A 19,533-nucleotide genomic window follows, 5' to 3' on the forward strand; every position below is an offset into this window, starting at 1 on the left:
CATCATCATTTACGATTTTTAAAAGCATCCTGAAGCAAAATCATTTAATATATGCGTTGTTCAAGAAAACTTGAGTACAGAACATGAGTCAAGCCAAGCCAAAAGCCAAAAAAGCTTTGGTTAAATTACCTTTTCCAATTGCAAATCCAGCAGATCAAAACGAAGAGGATGTCGCACACAATTATGTGCGTCCGAAACCTGAGCAGTATGCAGACCGCACCTGGATGCCACCGCGCGGAACACGTCGTTCGATGGGAAAACGCTAAGCAGCGTCATCAAACAATTAAAAAGCCCCTGCAAAATTGTAGGGGCTTTTTTGTATGAGATAAAATGGTTTAAACGCGATCATGATGCATTTTTTTCTTTGTATACATCTCGGCATCTGCGCGCTTTAACATGCTTTCCATCGTTTCATGTTCGCGTGTTGTGGCATATCCCATAGAAATACTGATCGGCTGACTCGAATAAAATTGATTATCCAAAGTGAGTAGGGCATCAATGGTTTGTAGCATCACGCTGACCGCCGTTTCGTCTGCTCCATGCATTAAAATTACAAATTCATCGCCGCCAATTCTAGACGCCGTATATGGAGTTTGCTGAATCGATTGCGTTAAGATCTGCCCCACACGCCTGAGTACATCATCTCCCGCATCATGACCATGATAATCATTGATGGCTTTAAGCCCGTTCATGTCTAAAAAAATACATGAGATAGGGCGCACCATACTTCGTTCTAAGCGATGAATTTCTTCGCTATAAAACGAGCGGTTATGAAGTTTGGTCAGCACATCGTGTTTACCTAAATACTCAAGGTAATTCTCTGCCTTTTTGCGTGCTGTAATATCGGTTAAGGCGACCTGCACAATGCCCCAGTTGTGCTCATAACCCGGAAATACGGTAAATTGCAGCAATACATTGCGAATACTGCCATCGAGTGCATAATTAATTGCTTCTCGCTGATGATGGATATTGCCTTTCCATAACTCGATAAGCTGTTCACGAAAAGTGCTGAGCATTTCTTTTGCAAATATTTTATGCGTATTTTTAAGCAGTGTTGCTTTATCGGGTGCTTGAAATAAATCGAGGGTCGCTTGATTGACATCTAAAATCAGGATGTCTTCCACACATTGATTGACAAACTCGGGATGGACATCAATAAAGGTCCTAAAGTCATCTATTCCCAGCTGTCTGAGCTGATCAAGCCGGAATTTGACACGACTAAAATCTTCAACCCATAACGAGGCCGGTGAATAGTGAAAACGAGATTCGGCCAGTCGACGATTTTTTTCTTCTAAGCGGCGTGCATGGTGAACTTGGGTGACATCTTCAGTGGTGACCAGTACACGCGCAAATGAATCTTCATAGCCCGGTAAAATGGTACCGTGCAATTGTATATCCAAGCGCCGACCACTGAGCGTGTAGTTGACGGCCATACTTGAAAATAGCGTTTTACCTTCCCATAAATCGACCAATTCATTCAAATGTGAATCGAGCATGTCTTGCTGAAAAATAACCGCCAGATTGTCGCAAAGCTGCTCAAATGATGCTGCTTCAAAAAGTTGTAAGGTTTTTTGATTGACACGAATCAGCTTGATTTTATGTGCGCATTGTCGAACACGTTCGAGATCTTCACGAAGAAAAGTTCGTAAATCTTGAATTCCTTGATCACGCCACTCATCAAACTGAATTTTGATCCCGCTGTAATCTTCGAGCCACATAGGAATAGGTGCAAGATCAAAAATTGAAGAATCTAGCGTAGGCATGGTGGCTCAACTTTCAAGGGCTATTTTTTCAGCAGTATAATCATAAGCCTTGTGTTTTTAAACAAAAAATAAGACTGGCTAAAAAAATCATCCAGTTAGGTCATCTTTTTTTTACTGCTTAAAATGACCTTTAAGTGGTTTCGCTGATGGCTTGGCCTCGATTTGCCGGATGAACAATTTCGATTTCGTTACGCCAGAGTTTGACGAAATCCTGTTCATCAATGTCATACAGTTCCATCAATGCAACAATCACGCTGACAAAAATCATGGCGCCTTCGGTATTGCCATGAAAATTAAAGATTTTACCGTTTAATTTTCCAAGAATGTCTTTTAGCTCGTGTTCACGACCACGTCCGTAACGATCTCGTGGGTATAAATCTTCATTTAAGACAATTAATGCAATGGCTTTCTCGGTATCGCTCAATGATGTTTTTTGTAGTGCATCTTCGAAGGATTCACTGCCATGATCGAAGTAAAAAATCACCTCATCGGTAATAAATGCTTGCACCATACGCGAGGTGAGATTTGGAAACAGTGAAACCGCGTTCTCTTCGATATAGGGTTTAAATGATTCTGGAAAGATAATATTGCTGCTCATACCACGAAATAGTGGCGCGATTTCCGATACTTTGTAGCCTGCTATTCCGCAGCCAAGTGCCGTTAAAAAATACGTCATTTTGCTGTGATTTTGAGCATAAATTTTAAAATCATGGATATAGTGCGCAATCTGTGAAAGCGGCATTTGTTGTTGGTGTTCATTTAAGGTAGGAATCGCGAAGCTTTGGCCCGCCCAGCCACGTCCTACACCTTTTACAGCACCAAAATGCTGTGCGGCGATACGTGCAGCGCCATGCGTATGTTGCCCAGCCATGTTGCTACCAAATACAAATACGGTATTTTCTGGTAGCTCAGTCACAATTGTTTCGTCGTGGTATTGAAAGCTCATCATGATCTTATTCTTGCTGTAATAAGTTCATGGTGCAATTGATTCAGTCACAAATCAAGCAAAAAATAGTGCGCTTTTTTATTTTACAGGGCATAGTAGCGTGACATGATTTTGAGTGAAACAGATCAAGAATAGCAAGATTATTTTTTCATGACATAAAATTCACACGCATTTTTTTATGCTGAATCTGTAGAAAATCATTATAAAGAGAAGATCATGAGCATACTTGTCGCAGGCGCCTCTACAGGCATTGGAAATGCATTGGTTGCAGCGCTAAGAGCGCGTTCAGACGAACCAGTTTACACCATTAGCCGTTCGGATTTGGGGCAGCATAATTTACAAATCGACTTATCGGATGCCTCGAATATTTCGGCAGTACAGACTTTTCTTGCTTCAATTCAACCCACTCGCGTTTTTTGCTGTGCAGGTATGTTGCACGATGACACCCATATGCCAGAAAAAATGCTCAGCCAAATTCAGGATGACTGGGTGTTTGAATCTTTTTCAAAAAATGTGCTCACGCATATACATCTTGCACAAGCCTTGACTCCTGTTTTGACCAAAACCTCTTCACTCAAATGGCTGTCTTTATCGGCTAAGGTGGGCAGTCTGGATGACAATGCATTGGGTGGTTGGTACAGCTATCGCATGAGCAAAACCGCTTTGAATATGTTTATTAAAAACCTGAGCATTGAGTGGGGGCGTAAATCGCCTGAAATTTATGTGGCGAGCTTACACCCGGGAACCACGGATTCTGAGTTGTCCAAACCTTTTCATAAAAATATTTCACCAGATCGATTGTACAGTGCAGAGCAGACTGCTACGCGTTTGATCGATGTTATGGATCATTTTGGTCAGGCAGAGCAGGGTAAATTATTAAATTGGGACGGCACTGTAATTGCCTACTAACGACCAGTCATCGGGCTTGAAAAGTTTCAGTTTGCCCTAATAGTTTGTATGACCCCTTATTTTTGAGCGTGCCAGTGAACGACAACCAGCCTTTTGATTTAGTGACAAGTTTCCAACCCGCAGGTGATCAGCCTCAAGCGATTGAAAAGTTGGTCAATGGCATTGAGCGCGGCTATCGTAACCAGCTATTACTTGGGGTTACGGGTTCGGGTAAAACCTACACCATGGCCAATGTGATCGCGCAAACACAGCGTCCGACCATCATTATGGCTCACAATAAAACGCTGGCTGCTCAGCTTTATGGTGAATTCAAGGCCTTTTTCCCGAATAATTCGGTTGAATACTTTGTAAGTTACTACGATTACTATCAGCCAGAAGCATATGTGCCTTCGTCGGATACTTTTATTGAAAAAGATGCCGCGATTAACGACCACATCGACCAGATGCGTTTGTCGGCTACGCGTGCACTTTTAGAGCGACGCGACGCGATTATTGTGGCCTCGGTTTCGGCCATTTATGGTTTGGGTGACCCTGAAGCGTATATGAAAATGCTCTTGCATGTGGTGCAAGGCGATCGTGTCAATCGTGACGATTTGATTCGCCGTCTGGTCGAGATGCAATATACCCGGAATGAGCTGGAATTTTTACGAGGTACCTACCGTATTCGCGGTGAAATTCTGGATGTGTTTCCTGCTGAATCCGATCAGTTCGCGATTCGCATCGAGCTGTTTGATGATGAAGTCGATTCAATTCGCTGGTTCGATCCGCTTACAGGTAAAATGCAGCGTAAAGTACCCCGCGTGACAATTTATCCAAAAAGCCATTATGTTACGCCTAAAGATAATCTCACCCGCGCCATCGGTACGATCAAAGATGAACTGAAAGAACAACTCAAATTCTTTAAAGACCATGACAAGTTGCTTGAAGCACAGCGCATTGATCAGCGTACTCGCTATGATTTGGAAATGATGCAGCAGCTTGGATACACCAATGGTATTGAAAACTACTCACGGCATCTTTCTGGGCGCCCGGCAGGCGAAGCACCGCCAACATTGTTTGATTATATTCCAGATGATGCCTTACTGATTATTGATGAGTCGCATGTGACCGTGCCGCAAATTGGTGCTATGTACAAAGGTGACCGCTCTCGTAAAGAAAATCTGGTGAATTACGGTTTTCGTTTGCCAAGCGCACTGGATAACCGACCGATGAAATTTGAAGAATGGGAGCGAATTGTTCCGTCGACAATTTTTGTCAGCGCGACACCAGCCAAGTACGAGCTAGAAAAGTCTGAGCAGATTGTGGAGCAGGTGGTGCGCCCAACTGGTTTGATTGACCCGGAAATCGAAATTCGACCAGTACTCACACAGGTCGATGACGTACTTTCCGAAATCAACCTGCGTAAAGAGATTGATGAGCGCGTGTTAATCACCACACTGACCAAACGTATGGCAGAAGATCTCACGTCTTACTTAAAAGAATATGGTATCAAGGTGGCCTATCTACACTCAGACATTGACACTGTAGAGCGGGTGAAAATTATTCATGAGCTGCGTACCGGTGTATATGATGTGCTGGTGGGTATTAACTTGCTGCGTGAAGGGCTCGATATGCCTGAGGTGTCTTTGGTCGCAATTTTAGACGCAGATAAAGAAGGCTTCTTACGCTCTGAACGTTCTTTAATTCAGACCATTGGGCGTGCAGCGCGAAATATCAAAGGTAAAGCCATCTTATATGCCGACAAGATGACGGATTCAATGCAAAAAGCCATTGATGAAACTGACCGTCGTCGTACCAAGCAAATTGAGTTTAATGAACAGCATGGCATTACACCACGTAGTGCTGTGCGTCAGAAAATCAAAGAGATTGATACAGGCGAAGTCTTTAATGAAGACGAGATAGAGCTGTCTGAATCTGCTCAGGCAAAAGCACTGAGTGCAGATGAGCGACATATCTTGGCAGATCCTAAACTATTAGCGAAACATCTGGCCAAGCTTGAAAAAGAAATGCTCAAGGCTTCCAAAGAGTTGCAGTTTGAGCAAGCCGCTCGTATCCGTGATGAAATCTTGCGACTTAAAGCGCAAATGATCCAGTAATACCAATGAATGTAGAGCTAAGTGCTACATATCTCTACATTAATTTCAAAAAAAAGCGCTACTCTAATGAACAATCCGTTGCAAACTATCATGATGAGCTAATATTTGAGGGAACTTGAATGCCATTGTATAAAAATATCCCACAAGGGGGCTGGCGTTTAGCAAAGATTGCATTGGGTGGCGCCGTATTGACAGGATTAGCGGTTGCAACCATGGCTTACGCACACAATAAACCACTCGCGCCTGTGGAGCGTGTAGAGTTAGACAAATACTTAGGGGTTTGGTACGAAGTGGTTCGTAAGCCCATGTATTTTGAAAATAAATGCGTCAAAAATATCACCGCAACCTATACTTTAAATGAAAACGGTAATATTACAGTCGATAACCAATGTATGGGCAGTGATGGTCAGCGCCATCAGTCGCTTGGTGAGGCCTTTGTGGTCAATCCTCCGTATAATTCCAAATTGAAAGTAAGTTTTTTACCAGAAATAGTACGATGGGTACCTGTTGCACGCGGCGACTACTGGATTTTAAAGCTGGACGAACACTATCAAACCGTTTTGGTGGGTGAGCCATCTCGCAAATATATGTGGATTTTATCGCGGACGCCTCATCCCTCAGAAGACGTCGTAAATGACTATCTGGCCTACGCGAAAAGCTTGGGTTATGAACTCAATGACATTATTCGGCCACAGCATACGGCCCAATAAGCGCTATATAGATGAAAAGAAAAACCATGCCTAGCGTGGTTTTTCTTTTATTAGATGTTTAAATTCAGTATTGTACAACGTCTTTTTGATTACTTGGTCAAGCGGGGGGAGATATGCTTCAGGGGATTGCGCTGTCGGTTTTGGCATCGGTTACGTTTGGGGTGTTGTACTTTTATAGCCAGCTTTTGACCGGAATAAACGCAGAGCAAACTTTTGGTTGGCGCATGATTTCAACCTTGCCGTTTTTAACCTTATTTATGTGGTTAATCGGGGATTTACATTTCATTAAACAGATTTATGAAAAAATAAAACAACACCCCGTTTTTCTACTGTATCTCTTGCTTTCATCTCTTTTAGTGTCGATCCAGCTTTGGCTATTTATGTGGGGGCCAATGAATGGTCGGGGATTGCAGGTATCGCTCGGTTATTTTCTACTGCCCTTGGTTTTAGTATTGGTGGGCAGTCTTTTTTACAAGGAAAAACTCTCTAAGTTTCAGCAAGCGGCAGTTGCTCTCGCGATACTCGGCGTTGCACATGAAATTTGGCAACAAGGCACCATCGCATGGGAAACCTTATTGGTCGCCTTTGGTTATGCTGCGTATTTCTTTTTACGACGCAAACTTAAAACTGATCATTTAGGTGGCTTCTGGTGGGATATCGTCCTCAGCTTACCGGTTGCATTTTATTATGTGTCGTATTTGGGCACCGTACCTGACGGATGGAGCATATTAAATTTACTTTTGGTGGTGACTGGGCTTGGGTTATTCAGTGCCATTGGACTTGGAAGTTATATTTTGGCGAGCCGCTTTTTACCCATGGTATTGTTTGGATTGCTTAGCTATTTAGAGCCAATTTTACTGGCGCTTGCTTCGCTCATGATTGGAGAAACAATCAACCCTGAAGACTGGTGGACTTATATCCCAATTTGGGTGGCTGTGCTGTTATTGGTGGTAGAAGGTGCATTGCATTTATGGCGACAGCAACGCAACACGCGTATGTTGAAACGTAATGTCGCTCAATATGAAAAGAGGTAGGATGAAAATTGAACACGAAATGAAGCTTTTAATGAATAATGCTTGTTTTCTAAGCATATTTTGGCATTTAATAATTTCGTCACGAAATATTATAAATAAATTTTAAAAAATATTTTTAATTATTTTATAAATTTATAGTAATTATATGAAAAAATATAGGTGTAAGCGCTGGCGCCCGATTTAATCTTGGCGCCTTTTGATTTACAATTATCGCGTTTTGAAATTCACGCCTAGATAACATTAATTAGAGGACGTATCTGTGAGCAAAGAGACTATCATCGCACTGCATGCTGAACATCAAGGACGTTGGACAAATCGCGAAGAAATCGCGGAACATATGATCGCTTTGATTGGTAAGTTGTATCGCGAAAAAAATATCGTTGTTTCTGTTTATGGCCGTTCTTTAATTAACCGCTCTGTCATCCAGATCTTGAAATCGCATCGTCGTACACGTGTTGTCGATGTCGAGCTTTCTGTTGTTAATACTTTCCCAATTTTGGAAGCCTTGGCAAAACTTGACAATATTGGTTCTGCCGAAGTAGATATTGGTAAGCTGGCAGTGGCCTACAAACAGCAAGGTGGCGATGTCGACGCTTTTGTTGCGCAAGCTGTTGAATCAATCAAGGGCAATGCAGCCTCTGAAGAGCCAAAAGATGTCGTTCTCTACGGTTTTGGTCGTATCGGTCGTATTTTGGCGCGTTTGATTATCAGCCAATCTGGTTTGGGTCGCGGTTTAAGCTTAAAAGCCATTGTGGTTCGTAAATCATCTGATGGCGACTTGGCAAAACGTGCATCTTTGCTACGTCGTGATTCAATTCACGGTTCATTCGACGGTACGATTTCAATTGATGAAGAAAACGAAGCAATTATTGCAAACGGTAAGTTCATCAAAGTGATTTATGCATCGAGTCCAGCAGAAGTAGACTACACTGCTTATGGTATCGACAATGCGCTTTTGATCGACAACACTGGTAAATGGCGTGATCTTGATGGCTTGAGCCAACATTTGAAGTGCCCAGGTGTTGCACGTGTAGTATTGACTGCACCAGGTAAAGGCGACATGAAAAATGTGGTATTTGGTGTAAACCAAGCCGACATTTTAGATGAAGATAAAATCATTTCTGCTGCAAGCTGTACAACGAATGCCATCACTGGTGTGCTTAAAGTAATCGATGATAAATACAAGATTTTAAATGGTCACGTGGAAACTGTTCACTCATTTACCAATGACCAAAACCTCATCGATAACTACCACAAGGCAGACCGTCGTGGCCGTGCTGCAACACTAAACATGGTGATTACCGAAACTGGTGCTGCAAAAGCGGTGGCCAAAGCATTACCTGCACTGAAAGGTAAACTCACAGGTAACTCGGTACGTGTACCAACACCAAACGTCTCATTGGCGATTTTGAATCTAACGCTTGAGAAAGAAGTTGATCGTGATGAAGTGAATGAATATATTCGTCAAATTTCAATCAACTCAAACCTTCAAGGTCAAATCGGGTATACCAATTCGACTGAAGTAGTTTCAAGCGACTTTATCGGCTCACGTACTGCAGGTGTATTTGATGCGCAAGCAACTATTACATCAGGTACACATTTGACAGCATATGTATGGTACGACAACGAAGTTGGCTATAGCTGTCAGGTACTTCGTATTGCAGAAAAAATGTGTGGCGTAAACTATCCGAAAGTGCCTGCACTTAGCGTGGCATAAGCCAGTTTAAAAAATATAAAAAGCTCAGTTTCGACTGGGCTTTTTTATGTATGATGTAATGACAGTTAAATTGGAAACCAAGCTGGATATTGGTGAGTGATTACCAAGCTGAAAGCCAAGTAAAATAAAAAAGTTGCAAAAGGAAAGTACGTTGCAGGTCAAGAAATTGCTCGGAGGGCTGGTGTTTATTGTGCTGGCCAGTATTGTCGGTGTTGCGATTGGTATCTGGGTATTTAAACATTTTAATGTGTATATCCCGCTTGAAAATCAGGCCGTGAATATTGATTTACAAGAACCACTTCAAGCCAAAGTTAAAATTCAGGATGCCTTGAATGTGGATGTGAGCGGACGCGTCAATGCGACCATTCCCATACACGAAAACCTAAATATCCCACTCACTCAAACGCTGACGCCGCGGGTGTACTTTGATAATCAGGTGCCGATTAAAACCATCATTCCGGTAAAAGAAGTGCTCAAGGTTCGTCAGGATTTACCGATTGATACCAAAGTACAGGTCAGAGTACTCGGACGTGATATCACGCTGCCGATTAAAGGCACTATTCCCATTAACCTAGACGTACCTCTAGACATTCAAGTGCCACTTGATCAAAACGTCCATCTAAAATTTGATGCGCCTGTGCGAACAGTGCTTCAAGAAAACTTAAATATACCGCTCAACACGACCTTGAAAACCAATATTCCAGTCGATGGGCATTTAAATGTACCAATCAAAACTGCACTTGCAGCAAGCGTAGAGGTGAAGAATACCTTGCCTATCAAAATTCAGAAAGGCGAATTAAAAATTCCGCTGTCTAGCGTGACGCTAAAGAAACAACCCGTTGCTGCTCCCTCAACTGCTGTCCAGTCGGGCGTGCAATAGGGGGTGACTATGTGGTTATTCGGATCATTGAAACGCACATTACTGAGCTTTGTTGCGGTGGTTGGTCTTGTGGCATTGCTATTTTGGCTTTACCTCAACATTCAGGCTTCCATGTATGTTTCAGCGCAGCATGCACAGGTGCAATTATCGGAGTATTTGCCTACACGCATCGAGGTAGGCAACCATTTGGAAACCCATTCTATGGGGCAGCTTAATACCGATATCCACATTAACCGACAGCTTTCCTTGCCCCTTAAAGGCAAATATCTGGCTCAGTTGGCCTTTGAAGTAGAAACACCTGTTTCTGTGAGTGTGGATTATTTAACCACTATAAAAATTGATGAACAGATGCCGGTCGAGAGCACGACAGATCTGATTTACCAAAATCAGCTGTTACCTAAATTTCCGCTGAAAATGAATATTCCGATTCGGCTGGATGTGCCATTTCGTTTGAATCGTACTTATCAGGTGCCCATCAAAATTGTATTTAATGGCCCGGTGTATTTTGAATTTGATGAACCGATCAATCTGGCTGTGAAACATCAGTTTAAACCGACTTTGAATATTGATGATCCGATGACCATGCGAAAAGTCGCGACATTTAATGCCATCATGTATAACGAGGTAAGAGAAACACAGGCCAATCTGGATATGCACATTCAGTTACCACTACGAAATATACACCCCTAAACGGCTCAAATGAAGATGTTGTTCTGCATATACAGCATGCCTGTGCATCGGCTTTCTCGCGCACAGGTGAAATAACTGATTTTATATTCGAGAAATCCTTTAAAATATGGCAGAATAGGCGGTTTTAGAGATTTTAGAGGATTGGCAAATGCGCTTTGTTGATGAAGCAGTCATTACCGTAGAGGCTGGCGACGGTGGCAATGGCGTGGCCAGTTTTCGCCGTGAAAAATTTGTACCTTTTGGTGGTCCAGATGGGGGTGACGGTGGTCGAGGCGGGAGCGTCTATATTCAGGCCGATGACGACACCGGTACACTGGTTGACTACCGTTATACCCGTAAATTCCGTGCAGAACGTGGTAAAAATGGCGCCGGCGCAAACTGTACAGGCCGTGGTGGCGAAGATGTTGTATTAAAAGTACCAGTAGGCACCACCATTGTGGATGTCGATTCTGGCGATATTATTGGCGATTTGGTTGAAGATGGTCAGCGTGTTTTGGTGGCTGGCGGTGGTGATGGCGGCTTAGGAAACACACACTTTAAGTCATCGACTAACCGTTCACCGCGTAAATTCACCACAGGGATTAAAGGCGAATTTCGTGAAATCCGTCTTGAGCTGAAAGTACTTGCAGACGTTGGTTTGCTCGGTATGCCAAATGCAGGTAAATCGACGTTTATTCGTGCAGTGAGTGCGGCGAAGCCAAAAGTTGCAGACTATCCGTTTACGACGATGGTGCCGAACCTAGGTGTGGTCGATGCCGATCGACATCGTTCATTTGTGATGGCCGATATTCCGGGATTGATCGAAGGCGCTGCGGAAGGTGCAGGTCTTGGTATTCGTTTCTTGAAACATCTGGCACGTACACGTATTTTGTTGCACATTGTGGATGTTCAACCGATTGATGGTTCTGATCCGGTACACAATGCCAAAGCGATCATTGGTGAATTGAAAAAATTCTCTCCGACGCTGGCTCAGCTTCCTGTTGTACTGGTACTCAACAAACTCGATCAGATTGAAGAAGCCAGCCGCGAAGAATGGTGTAAACATATCTTGGATGAGCTAGAGTGGACTGGCCCGGTGTTTCGTACCTCAGGCTTACTCTTAGAAGGCACCAAAGAAGTGGTGTACTATTTGATGGATCAGATTGAACAGCAGCGCGAACTTGAAGCTGAAGATCCAGAATACGCACGACAAGTAAAAGCATTCCGTGAACAGCTTGAAGCTGAAACACGTGAACAAACGATCGCAGCAAAAGAAGCATACCGAGCCATGCGTAAAGCACAGCGTGAAGCAGGTCAGGGTGATGATTTTGACGACGATGATGACGAAGTAGAAGTGATTTACGTTCGTTAAGACGAACTCGAGGGAAAAATGATTGAAGTGATCGATGGGCAACGACAGCTCAAGGCGTGTAAACGTATCGTTGTTAAAATCGGATCATCTCTTCTTACCGCCAACGGACAAGGTCTAGATCTAGATGCAATTTCGCATTGGGCAACTCAAATTGCCGATCTACACACTGCCGGACACGAAATTATATTGGTGTCGTCTGGTGCGGTTGCAGAAGGTATGGTTCGCATGAAGCTTTCGAGCCGACCCACCGATCTACCCAGTCTTCAAGCCTGTGCGGCCATTGGTCAAATGGGCTTGATTCACACGTGGTCGAGTGTGCTCGATAAGCACTCGATTCAGACGGCTCAAGTCTTGCTGACCCATGATGATCTGGCAGATCGTCGACGTTATCTCAATTCATGTGATGCTTTGCAAAACCTGATTGAGTGGCGTGTGATTCCGGTGATCAATGAAAATGACACTGTTTCGACCGATGAAATTCGTTTTGGCGACAACGATACGCTGGCAGCGATGGTGGCGGGCCAAGTACATGCTGATTTGCTGATTATTTTGACCGATCAGCAAGGCATGTTTGACTCCGACCCACGCAATAATCCAGAAGCAAAACTGCTCACCATCGTCAATGCACTCGACGATCGTTTGTTTGAAATGGCCGGTGGTGGTGGAGTTTTAGGCCGCGGCGGTATGGTGACTAAGGTACGTGCAGCACGCTTAGCCGCGAAGTCTGGTTGTCCAACATTGATTGCCAGCGGTGAAAGTGACCGTGTTTTGTCTCGCTTAATGGCGGGTGAAATGCTCGGAACGCTCTTTAGTACCGATAAAGATCGCATGACTGCGCATCAGCAGTGGCTTGCCGCACATTTGCAAACGGCTGGCCGTTTAGTCATTGATGATGGTGCCGTCGATGCGATTAAACAGCGTCATCGTAGTTTATTGCCTGTAGGCGTTAAAGCGGTTGAAGGCCATTTTAATCGTGGTGATGTGGTTGAGTGTGTTGATCAATTGGGGCAGCGAATTGCAGTCGGGCGAGTGAATTTTAGTTCACGTTCGGCTGAGATCATCAAAGGCCTCGCTTCAGATAAAGTCTATCAGGTATTGGGTGAAGCTCGATCACTCGAGATGATTCATCGCAATCATATGGCGATTTATTAAGATCCAATGTGAACAAAAAAGCCCAGAATGAATGTCTGGGCTTTTTTTTGAAATTTTTTATCTGTCTTGATTGATATTAGGCAAATTTCTTAAGTTGCTCAATGTGAGGTAATGTTTGATCTTCACCAACCATATAGCTGGCATCGGCTAACGACATCATCTCTAAATCTTCATGGCTATTGCCATAAGCATAAACCAGTTCAAAATGGTCTAAATTATACTGCCTTAAAACACGCTGCTTTTTTTGTTCAGAACTACAGTCGGGTGTGGTATACGTGCCAGTGATGATTTGATTACGGATATCGACTTCGGTACAAATCAGTTCAACATCGAGTAGATCAGCCAATGGTTTGAGATATAAGTCTATTGAAGCCGAGACGATCACTACTTTATCGCCACGCAACTGATGTTGTTTGAGCTGAGCGTATAGTTTCGGATCAAGATGATTCATCAATTGCTGCGCATATTCTTTTGCGAGTTGCTCAATGGGGGGCAACGGAGTATCACGAAACATGCTGTCGAATAGTTTGATCCGCATGGACGGGGCAGGGTAAAGCTTTAAATAATATGCCTGAATCCAAGGCAAAATTTTAATGCCCTGACGCACAATATGGCGTTTAGACAAGGCATAAAAAATAAAATGCGTAAAACTGTCTCTCGTGCATAAAGTGCCATCAAAATCAAAAAGTGCAAGATTTACAGTTTGATCCGTTTCGCGCGTTGCATGCATGTCTGATATCTTCCGTTTACACGTGTGGCATACCAATTTGTATTGTAATCACGACTGAGCTTTGGCCCAGAAATGACGACCTGCGGCATGATGGCGTAAGGGGCATCTTTGCCCGTTTGTTTCTCGTACAATTTAATAATAGCAATATATGTCGGTGATTGCTCAAAACTTTGAGTTTTTTCAAGTTTTAAATCTGTACGAATCTGGTTAGGCGTAATCAGAATATTGTTTTGCGTAAACAGTTTGATCAGGGCTTTTTCCGAGCTACTCTTGGTCCCCAAAACGGAACCATCCTTGCTGTAAAGCAACATGTCTCCATCTTCGGTAAGTTGCTCACCGCTAAGCTTGTTGATCATGTCCTGAACAGACGCATTGCGGCTCGAATACATACCAGAGTTGTAATCTGCAAATCGATACAGCGGCTTACTGTAATCTGCCTTATAAAGCATTAGGCGATGAATGCCATAATACAGCCCGCCATATTGAGTATATAAATCATCGCGTAAATCATTGACACTTTGCAGCTTCACACGCTTGTGCTCTTTGGCATAAACGATATTGACCTGCATAGAACCCAGCGTGGTAATCGGATTCATTTTTTCTGCAATATCCTGACCGACAAGTTTGGCCGCACCAGTAATAGCGCTCACATGATAATGGCCAGCCATATAGTCAAACATTTCTCGATACAGCACATCTAGATCTTGTTCTGTGCGTACTTTGCGCATTTGACTCATGTAATTGTCTTCTTTAGACGGTTGGTTTTTGAGAACATCTTCAAAATAACCAGCCACTGGCCCGCCTATGGTTTTGCCCAGCTTATCTTCAAATTTCTCGTTTAAACGGGTGCTGACTTCTCGAACCGACTTTTCCCCTAAGCCAGCCACCACAGGGTTTGCCACAAAATTTGATTCCTGATCGACCACCGCAATGACGGTGCAGACGTTATCTTTGGTTTTGGCAATACTAAGTTTTTGCATGATTTCATCAATGTCATTGGCCCACGATTGACGGTCATGCACACGTGTTGGAATCAGTTTTTTAATTTGTTCGGCTTTGAGTTCGGGTTCATCATTGCTTGACCACCATGAACTATCACTGCACCCTGCCATTGTTAGCCCTAAAAGTGCAACAGACAACGTTTTAAGCAAACCACCAGAAAGAGTTGAATCGTTCATGCAAGCAAAACACCTTGAAAAAGGATGAGTCAAAAAAGCGGATGAAGTATACTATGTTGATCGTAAAATGTATGAATATATATGTATATTGGGTCTTATCAACTGTCAAATAATTTAATCGTTGCCCCTATGGCCGGAGTAACGGATCGTCCGTTTCGTACACTGTGCAAATACTTTGGCGCAGGTCATGCCGTAAGCGAAATGATGACGGCCGATAAGACCTTGAGAATGACGAAAAAAAGTCTTTATCGTGCAAACTTTGACGGTGAGCTGGCTCCAATTTCGGCACAAATTGCGGGTTCTGACCCAGAGCAACTGGCCGAGGCGGCACGTTATCAGGTGGCTAACGGTGCTCAAATTGTCGATATCAATATGGGATGTCCCGCAAAAAAAGTCTGTAACAAGCTTGCCGGTTCAGCACTTTTACAAGACGAAGATCTGGTGGCGCGTATTTTAGACGCTGTAGTTGCGGCCGTTGATGTGCCTGTAACACTTAAAACACGGCTTGGTTTTTTAAATGGTCAAGAAAATATTTTGCGCGTGGCCAATCAAGCCGAACAATCAGGTATTGCGGCCTTGGCGTTGCATGGCCGCACACGTGAAGACATGTATTTAAATACTGCGCGTTACGAATTGATTAAGGAAGTGAAATCACGCCTTAAAATTCCCGTGATTGCCAATGGGGATATTGATAGCCCAGAAAAAGCCAAATATGTTCTCGATTATACTGGTGCAGATGCCATTATGATTGGACGTGCGGCACAGGGGCGCCCCTGGATTTTTAGAGAAATTTCTCATTATTTAGCTACGGGTACACATTTAGATGCACCGACTATTTTAGAGGTGAAAGAAGTATTGTTGGGACATCTTGCTGAGCTATATGCATTTTACGGTGAATACTCTGGATGTCGAATCGCGCGTAAACATATTGCGTGGTACACCAAAGGCTTACGTTCGAGCAATGAGTTTCGTCAAAATATGTATCAAGTCGATAGCACATTACAACAAGCGCAGGTCGTTGAAGCCTATTTTGATGCATTGTTGGCTCAGGGAGAACGTATGAGTGATGTTCAGACCGAGCAAGTTAATTTATTAGAGGTTAGTTAATTTCTTCTAATGAGAAAATGGTCATGAATCGTGGCCATTTTATCATGATTCCAAAAAATCACTTGAGTGATAATGGGTATATAGTTGATCTTTAAATAAAAATATCGATCTAAAGATATACTGGTTCTTAAATATACATCATGAGAAAAGATTGTATAAAAGCAGTTAAAAATGAACAGTTTGAATAAATTTGATCCACTCATTTCAGTGTAGTGTGCTAATATTCATAAAAATCGATATAACGCTCCTTAAGAATTCTGTTAACGGATTAAAGATGCAAAGAAACTTAAAACGATCACGGATCATGCAGGTCGCGACGGATCTCTTTAGCTCGTTTGGATACCATGCAGTTGGGGTGGATTGGATCATCAGAGATGCCGATATCTCAAAAAATACGTTATATAAGTATTTTTTCTCCAAAGAAAATCTCATTTTAGAAGTGCTTAAAGAACGTGACCGTGCTTGCCAGGAATCACTGAGTCAGTTGATTCCGAATGAACTTCCACCCATTCAAAAGCTTGAGCTGGTATTTGATTGGCACAATGAATGGTTTACCGCAAAGAACTTTACGGGCTGTTTATTTGCTAAAGCAATTAATGAGTTTCCTAGTAAAACAAATGAAATCAATAGAGTTGCTACACAGCAAAAAGAGCAGTTAATTCACAAGATCGAACAGATTTTAAGTGAACTCATGGATGATACTCAGGCAAAAAATGTAGCACCGATCATGATGATGTTGCTCGATGGCGCTACACTTTCGGCCCAGATTATTGGCAATCGGCATGCGGCCCTAGATGCTTGGAACGCAGCAAAACGCCTTATCCAACAGACTTAACATACTTGAGTAGGCTGTCGTAGTATTCCTGACAGGTTTTCAAGCGATAGACCACACCAAGTAAAATATCGCGGCTGACATCACGCTCTTTTAAGATCGGCGCGATGACGTAATTGAGCCAGCCTTGAGAATGTTCGATGTCGATCTCAGAATGTTCAGAGTAATAACGATATAACCATTCAGTTAAGCCATGACGCTGGCATGCGACTTGAACTTTAAGGTAAGACTGTGGATCGATAATTTCGGTCGCAGCCATAATGCCGAGTAAAAGGTAATAATGCTTTCTGTTTAAGGATGCCAGCATAAACAGGTTATAGCCTGCCATTTTTTGCCAAGAATCATGCGCAGGAAATGACGCTTTATTATCCAGATTGAAATGCTCCATCAAGTCATTAAACATGTTGACGTGCGTTTCTTTGCGGTCGCCTTTACCAGATTCGTCCCAAAGATTTTTGATCATTTCCATGCGTGCAGTTGCAGGCGAATTTAAAAGCGTCAAAATGAGCAAATCGAAGAAGCGGATATTCAGCTCATAGTCACTATGGAAAAAAGCATACAGCTGACGATCGGTAGCCTCATGAGCCAGAAAATCAAACAAGGGATGAGCCGATAAATTCTTGCTCTCGCATAGCTGCATAATTGTGTCTGAAATATCACCAGCTGAATGGTCTAGCTGATAAATCGAATCCAGATTTAAATGATTTAACCAGTATTCTTCGATGGTGTTGCGTAGTGCATAAAAAAATGGCTGATGCTGATTCAGTGCTTCTGAAGAAAGCGGGTCTGAGATTTGCAGATTATACAATTGGTAAAGTGATGAGTGAATTTCGTAGGCGGCTTGATCATCTTTCGCAACAAAAGCTCTTTCAAGCGTAGATTCAACTAACTTTAGAAAATCTTGTTCAAAATCGGGATCTGATTGGAGAAATTGATTCAGTTCGGTGCATTGAATCATATGCTGAAGACTAATATGCACTGGATATTTCAATAAGCAAGCAACATCCGTGATGGACAACGCGGCTGAAGATTCTGCTGGTGTTAAAAGCTTTTCCATAATTCTACCAATACATTATTTATTAAACGGTTTGACACGTGAGCGTGCCCTAAACCGCAACAGAATATACAGGAATTCAATTCAAATATGGCTATTAAAAACAGCCAAAATCTTAAAAAATAAACTTAAAAAACTGACGCTAAATATAAAGAAAGATGATTTTTATTAAAAATAAGCAATTGAAATAAATAAATTTATAGAGAATATTTTAATATAGGCTCTAAAAAAATTAACTGCACATTTCTAGTAAAATTTGATTGATCAGATCGGTGGCTTCTAACTCACGGATTTGCGCAACATGACTGCCAGCCCAAAACGCACCGTATTCATGATGTCCGTGTGTAGCCGCCAGTTGATGTAATTGTTTGGCCAGATCATATGTATATGGATAAGCCGGTACATTTGGACGCTGAGGATGATCACATTCAGTATGCCAGCGATTGATAATACCGCGAGCAGGGCGTCCTGAAATACTGGCAGTAATTTGCGTGAGTGGATGCTGTCGAAGTGCTTGTCGGTATGCCGCATTGGCGTTTGAAGTTTTACATTGAACAAATGCCGTACCAAGTTGTACCGCAGCCGCGCCCAGTCGCATCATGTGTTTCGCTTGCTGACCCGTCATGATTCCACCTGCGGCAATAACTGGACATTGACAATGCTGGTGAATCAGTTGAACCAGATCGGCTGTATTAATGGCTGCATCAATAGTGGGATTAAAAATACCCCGATGTCCACCTGCTTCAATCCCTTGCGCAATGATGATGTCGATCCCCGCAGCCTCAATGGCTTTTGCTTCTGCCAGATTGGTTGCACTAACCAGTGTGACAATACCCGCCGCTTTTAAGGCCTGAATTTGATAGGCATGGGGAAGGCCAAAATGAAAGCTCACTGCTTTGGGCGCAGTAGCCAAGACCAATTCTAAAAAGTCGTCATTTTCTAAAAAACTAGGATAGATACGGTTTAAGGTGGATGGCGGCGTGGCATTAAAACGAGAAAATTCCGGGCTTAAAAAATCAATCCATGCACGGGCATGCTCAGCATTAAGTGCTTCTGGCGTATGGCAAAAAAAGTTAAGTTGAAAAGGTTGATCGGTCAGTGTCTGTGTATGTTCGATTTGCTTTTTTGCATCATTCAGTGAGCTGGCACCTAAGCCTAAAGCGCCTAAACCACCTGCATTTGAAACCTCTGCTGCAAGTTCGGGGGTCGAAACTCCCGCCATCGGTGCAACTAAGATGGGATGTTTAATCTTGAGCAGCGATAATAATGACATCCTTTTTTATCCTTATGCGATGGTTCAAAAGCTTGCAATGATTCATGCAGCATATTTATGAGATGAATTATTATTCTACGTTAAATAAATTTTTGTGAAAGATAAAGCAGT

Annotated in this window: 18 protein-coding genes; 12 read left to right on the forward strand and 6 right to left on the reverse strand. The window is 42.8% G+C overall.

Going from position 1 to position 19,533, the window contains the following annotated elements:
- The first annotated feature begins 83 nt into the window (after positions 1-83).
- Positions 84-266 (forward strand): hypothetical protein, encoded by a 183-nt coding sequence (locus QLG00_RS02405; RefSeq protein ID WP_004939225.1) that lies wholly within the window; start codon positions 84-86, stop codon positions 264-266.
- A 69-nt stretch (positions 267-335) separates the two neighbouring features.
- Here QLG00_RS02405 and QLG00_RS02410 read toward each other — a convergent pair whose 3' ends face one another.
- Together QLG00_RS02410 and QLG00_RS02415 are read right to left on the reverse strand one after the other, a co-directional pair.
- Positions 336-1,763, reverse strand: a complete 1,428-nt coding sequence (locus QLG00_RS02410; RefSeq protein WP_076032051.1) for a GGDEF domain-containing protein — start codon at positions 1,761-1,763, stop codon at positions 336-338.
- A 130-nt stretch (positions 1,764-1,893) separates the two neighbouring features.
- On the reverse strand, positions 1,894-2,709 hold the full coding sequence (locus QLG00_RS02415) for a hypothetical protein (RefSeq protein ID WP_039910097.1): 816 nt from the start codon (positions 2,707-2,709) through the stop codon (positions 1,894-1,896).
- A 216-nt stretch (positions 2,710-2,925) separates the two neighbouring features.
- Between QLG00_RS02415 and QLG00_RS02420 the strand changes: the two genes are divergently transcribed.
- From QLG00_RS02420 to proB, 9 genes are all read left to right on the forward strand, one after another.
- Positions 2,926-3,618 (forward strand): SDR family NAD(P)-dependent oxidoreductase, encoded by a 693-nt coding sequence (locus tag QLG00_RS02420; RefSeq protein ID WP_151839741.1) that lies wholly within the window; start codon positions 2,926-2,928, stop codon positions 3,616-3,618.
- Positions 3,619-3,692: 74 nt separating this feature from the next.
- Complete coding sequence (gene uvrB / locus QLG00_RS02425; RefSeq protein ID WP_055415193.1) at positions 3,693-5,714, forward strand: excinuclease ABC subunit UvrB; 2,022 nt, start codon at positions 3,693-3,695, stop codon at positions 5,712-5,714.
- A gap of 119 nt (positions 5,715-5,833) precedes the next feature.
- Positions 5,834-6,424 (forward strand): lipocalin family protein, encoded by a 591-nt coding sequence (locus tag QLG00_RS02430; RefSeq protein WP_004939213.1) that lies wholly within the window; start codon positions 5,834-5,836, stop codon positions 6,422-6,424.
- Positions 6,425-6,537: 113 nt separating this feature from the next.
- A complete protein-coding gene (gene rarD / locus QLG00_RS02435) occupies positions 6,538-7,458 on the forward strand; it encodes an EamA family transporter RarD (protein WP_282470441.1) in 921 nt (306 codons plus the stop codon).
- Between the two features lie 259 nt (positions 7,459-7,717).
- A complete protein-coding gene (locus QLG00_RS02440; RefSeq protein ID WP_004939208.1) occupies positions 7,718-9,175 on the forward strand; it encodes a glyceraldehyde-3-phosphate dehydrogenase in 1,458 nt (485 codons plus the stop codon).
- 151 nt (positions 9,176-9,326) lie between these two features.
- Positions 9,327-10,055 carry a hypothetical protein gene (locus QLG00_RS02445; protein ID WP_004948606.1) on the forward strand — a complete coding sequence of 243 codons (729 nt, stop codon included), beginning with the start codon at positions 9,327-9,329 and terminating at the stop codon, positions 10,053-10,055.
- Positions 10,056-10,064: 9 nt separating this feature from the next.
- Complete coding sequence (locus QLG00_RS02450) at positions 10,065-10,745, forward strand: hypothetical protein (RefSeq protein WP_004939204.1); 681 nt, start codon at positions 10,065-10,067, stop codon at positions 10,743-10,745.
- 148 nt (positions 10,746-10,893) lie between these two features.
- The gene (gene cgtA, locus QLG00_RS02455) at positions 10,894-12,096 is read left to right on the forward strand and encodes an Obg family GTPase CgtA (protein WP_004939203.1); all 1,203 of its coding nucleotides are present in this window, start codon (positions 10,894-10,896) and stop codon (positions 12,094-12,096) included.
- Between the two features lie 18 nt (positions 12,097-12,114).
- A complete protein-coding gene (gene proB, locus QLG00_RS02460) occupies positions 12,115-13,248 on the forward strand; it encodes a glutamate 5-kinase (RefSeq protein WP_004939200.1) in 1,134 nt (377 codons plus the stop codon).
- 76 nt (positions 13,249-13,324) lie between these two features.
- Here the strand turns inward: proB and QLG00_RS02465 are convergent, their stop codons facing one another.
- The gene (locus QLG00_RS02465; RefSeq protein ID WP_055415195.1) at positions 13,325-13,978 is read right to left on the reverse strand and encodes an HAD family hydrolase; all 654 of its coding nucleotides are present in this window, start codon (positions 13,976-13,978) and stop codon (positions 13,325-13,327) included.
- On the reverse strand, positions 13,945-15,156 hold the full coding sequence (locus QLG00_RS02470; RefSeq protein ID WP_104124108.1) for a DUF1615 domain-containing protein: 1,212 nt from the start codon (positions 15,154-15,156) through the stop codon (positions 13,945-13,947). The genes QLG00_RS02465 and QLG00_RS02470 overlap by 34 nt, the downstream gene beginning before the upstream one ends.
- An 81-nt stretch (positions 15,157-15,237) precedes the next feature.
- Between QLG00_RS02470 and dusB the strand changes: the two genes are divergently transcribed.
- Positions 15,238-16,263, forward strand: a complete 1,026-nt coding sequence (dusB, locus tag QLG00_RS02475) for a tRNA dihydrouridine synthase DusB (protein WP_004939192.1) — start codon at positions 15,238-15,240, stop codon at positions 16,261-16,263.
- Between the two features lie 304 nt (positions 16,264-16,567).
- Positions 16,568-17,098: a TetR/AcrR family transcriptional regulator gene (locus QLG00_RS02480; RefSeq protein WP_282470442.1), complete on the forward strand. Its 531-nt coding sequence runs from the start codon at positions 16,568-16,570 to the stop codon at positions 17,096-17,098.
- Here the strand turns inward: QLG00_RS02480 and QLG00_RS02485 are convergent.
- Both QLG00_RS02485 and QLG00_RS02490 read right to left on the reverse strand, forming a co-directional pair.
- Positions 17,082-18,152, reverse strand: a complete 1,071-nt coding sequence (locus tag QLG00_RS02485; RefSeq protein WP_004948585.1) for an iron-containing redox enzyme family protein — start codon at positions 18,150-18,152, stop codon at positions 17,082-17,084. The genes QLG00_RS02480 and QLG00_RS02485 overlap by 17 nt on opposite strands.
- A 229-nt stretch (positions 18,153-18,381) precedes the next feature.
- On the reverse strand, positions 18,382-19,422 hold the full coding sequence (locus QLG00_RS02490; RefSeq protein WP_282470443.1) for a nitronate monooxygenase: 1,041 nt from the start codon (positions 19,420-19,422) through the stop codon (positions 18,382-18,384).
- Positions 19,423-19,533 lie beyond the last annotated feature (111 nt).

Source organism: Acinetobacter sp. V89_7, from assembly GCF_029967895.1.
In the GTDB taxonomy this organism is placed as follows: Bacteria; Pseudomonadota; Gammaproteobacteria; order Pseudomonadales; family Moraxellaceae; genus Acinetobacter; species Acinetobacter soli.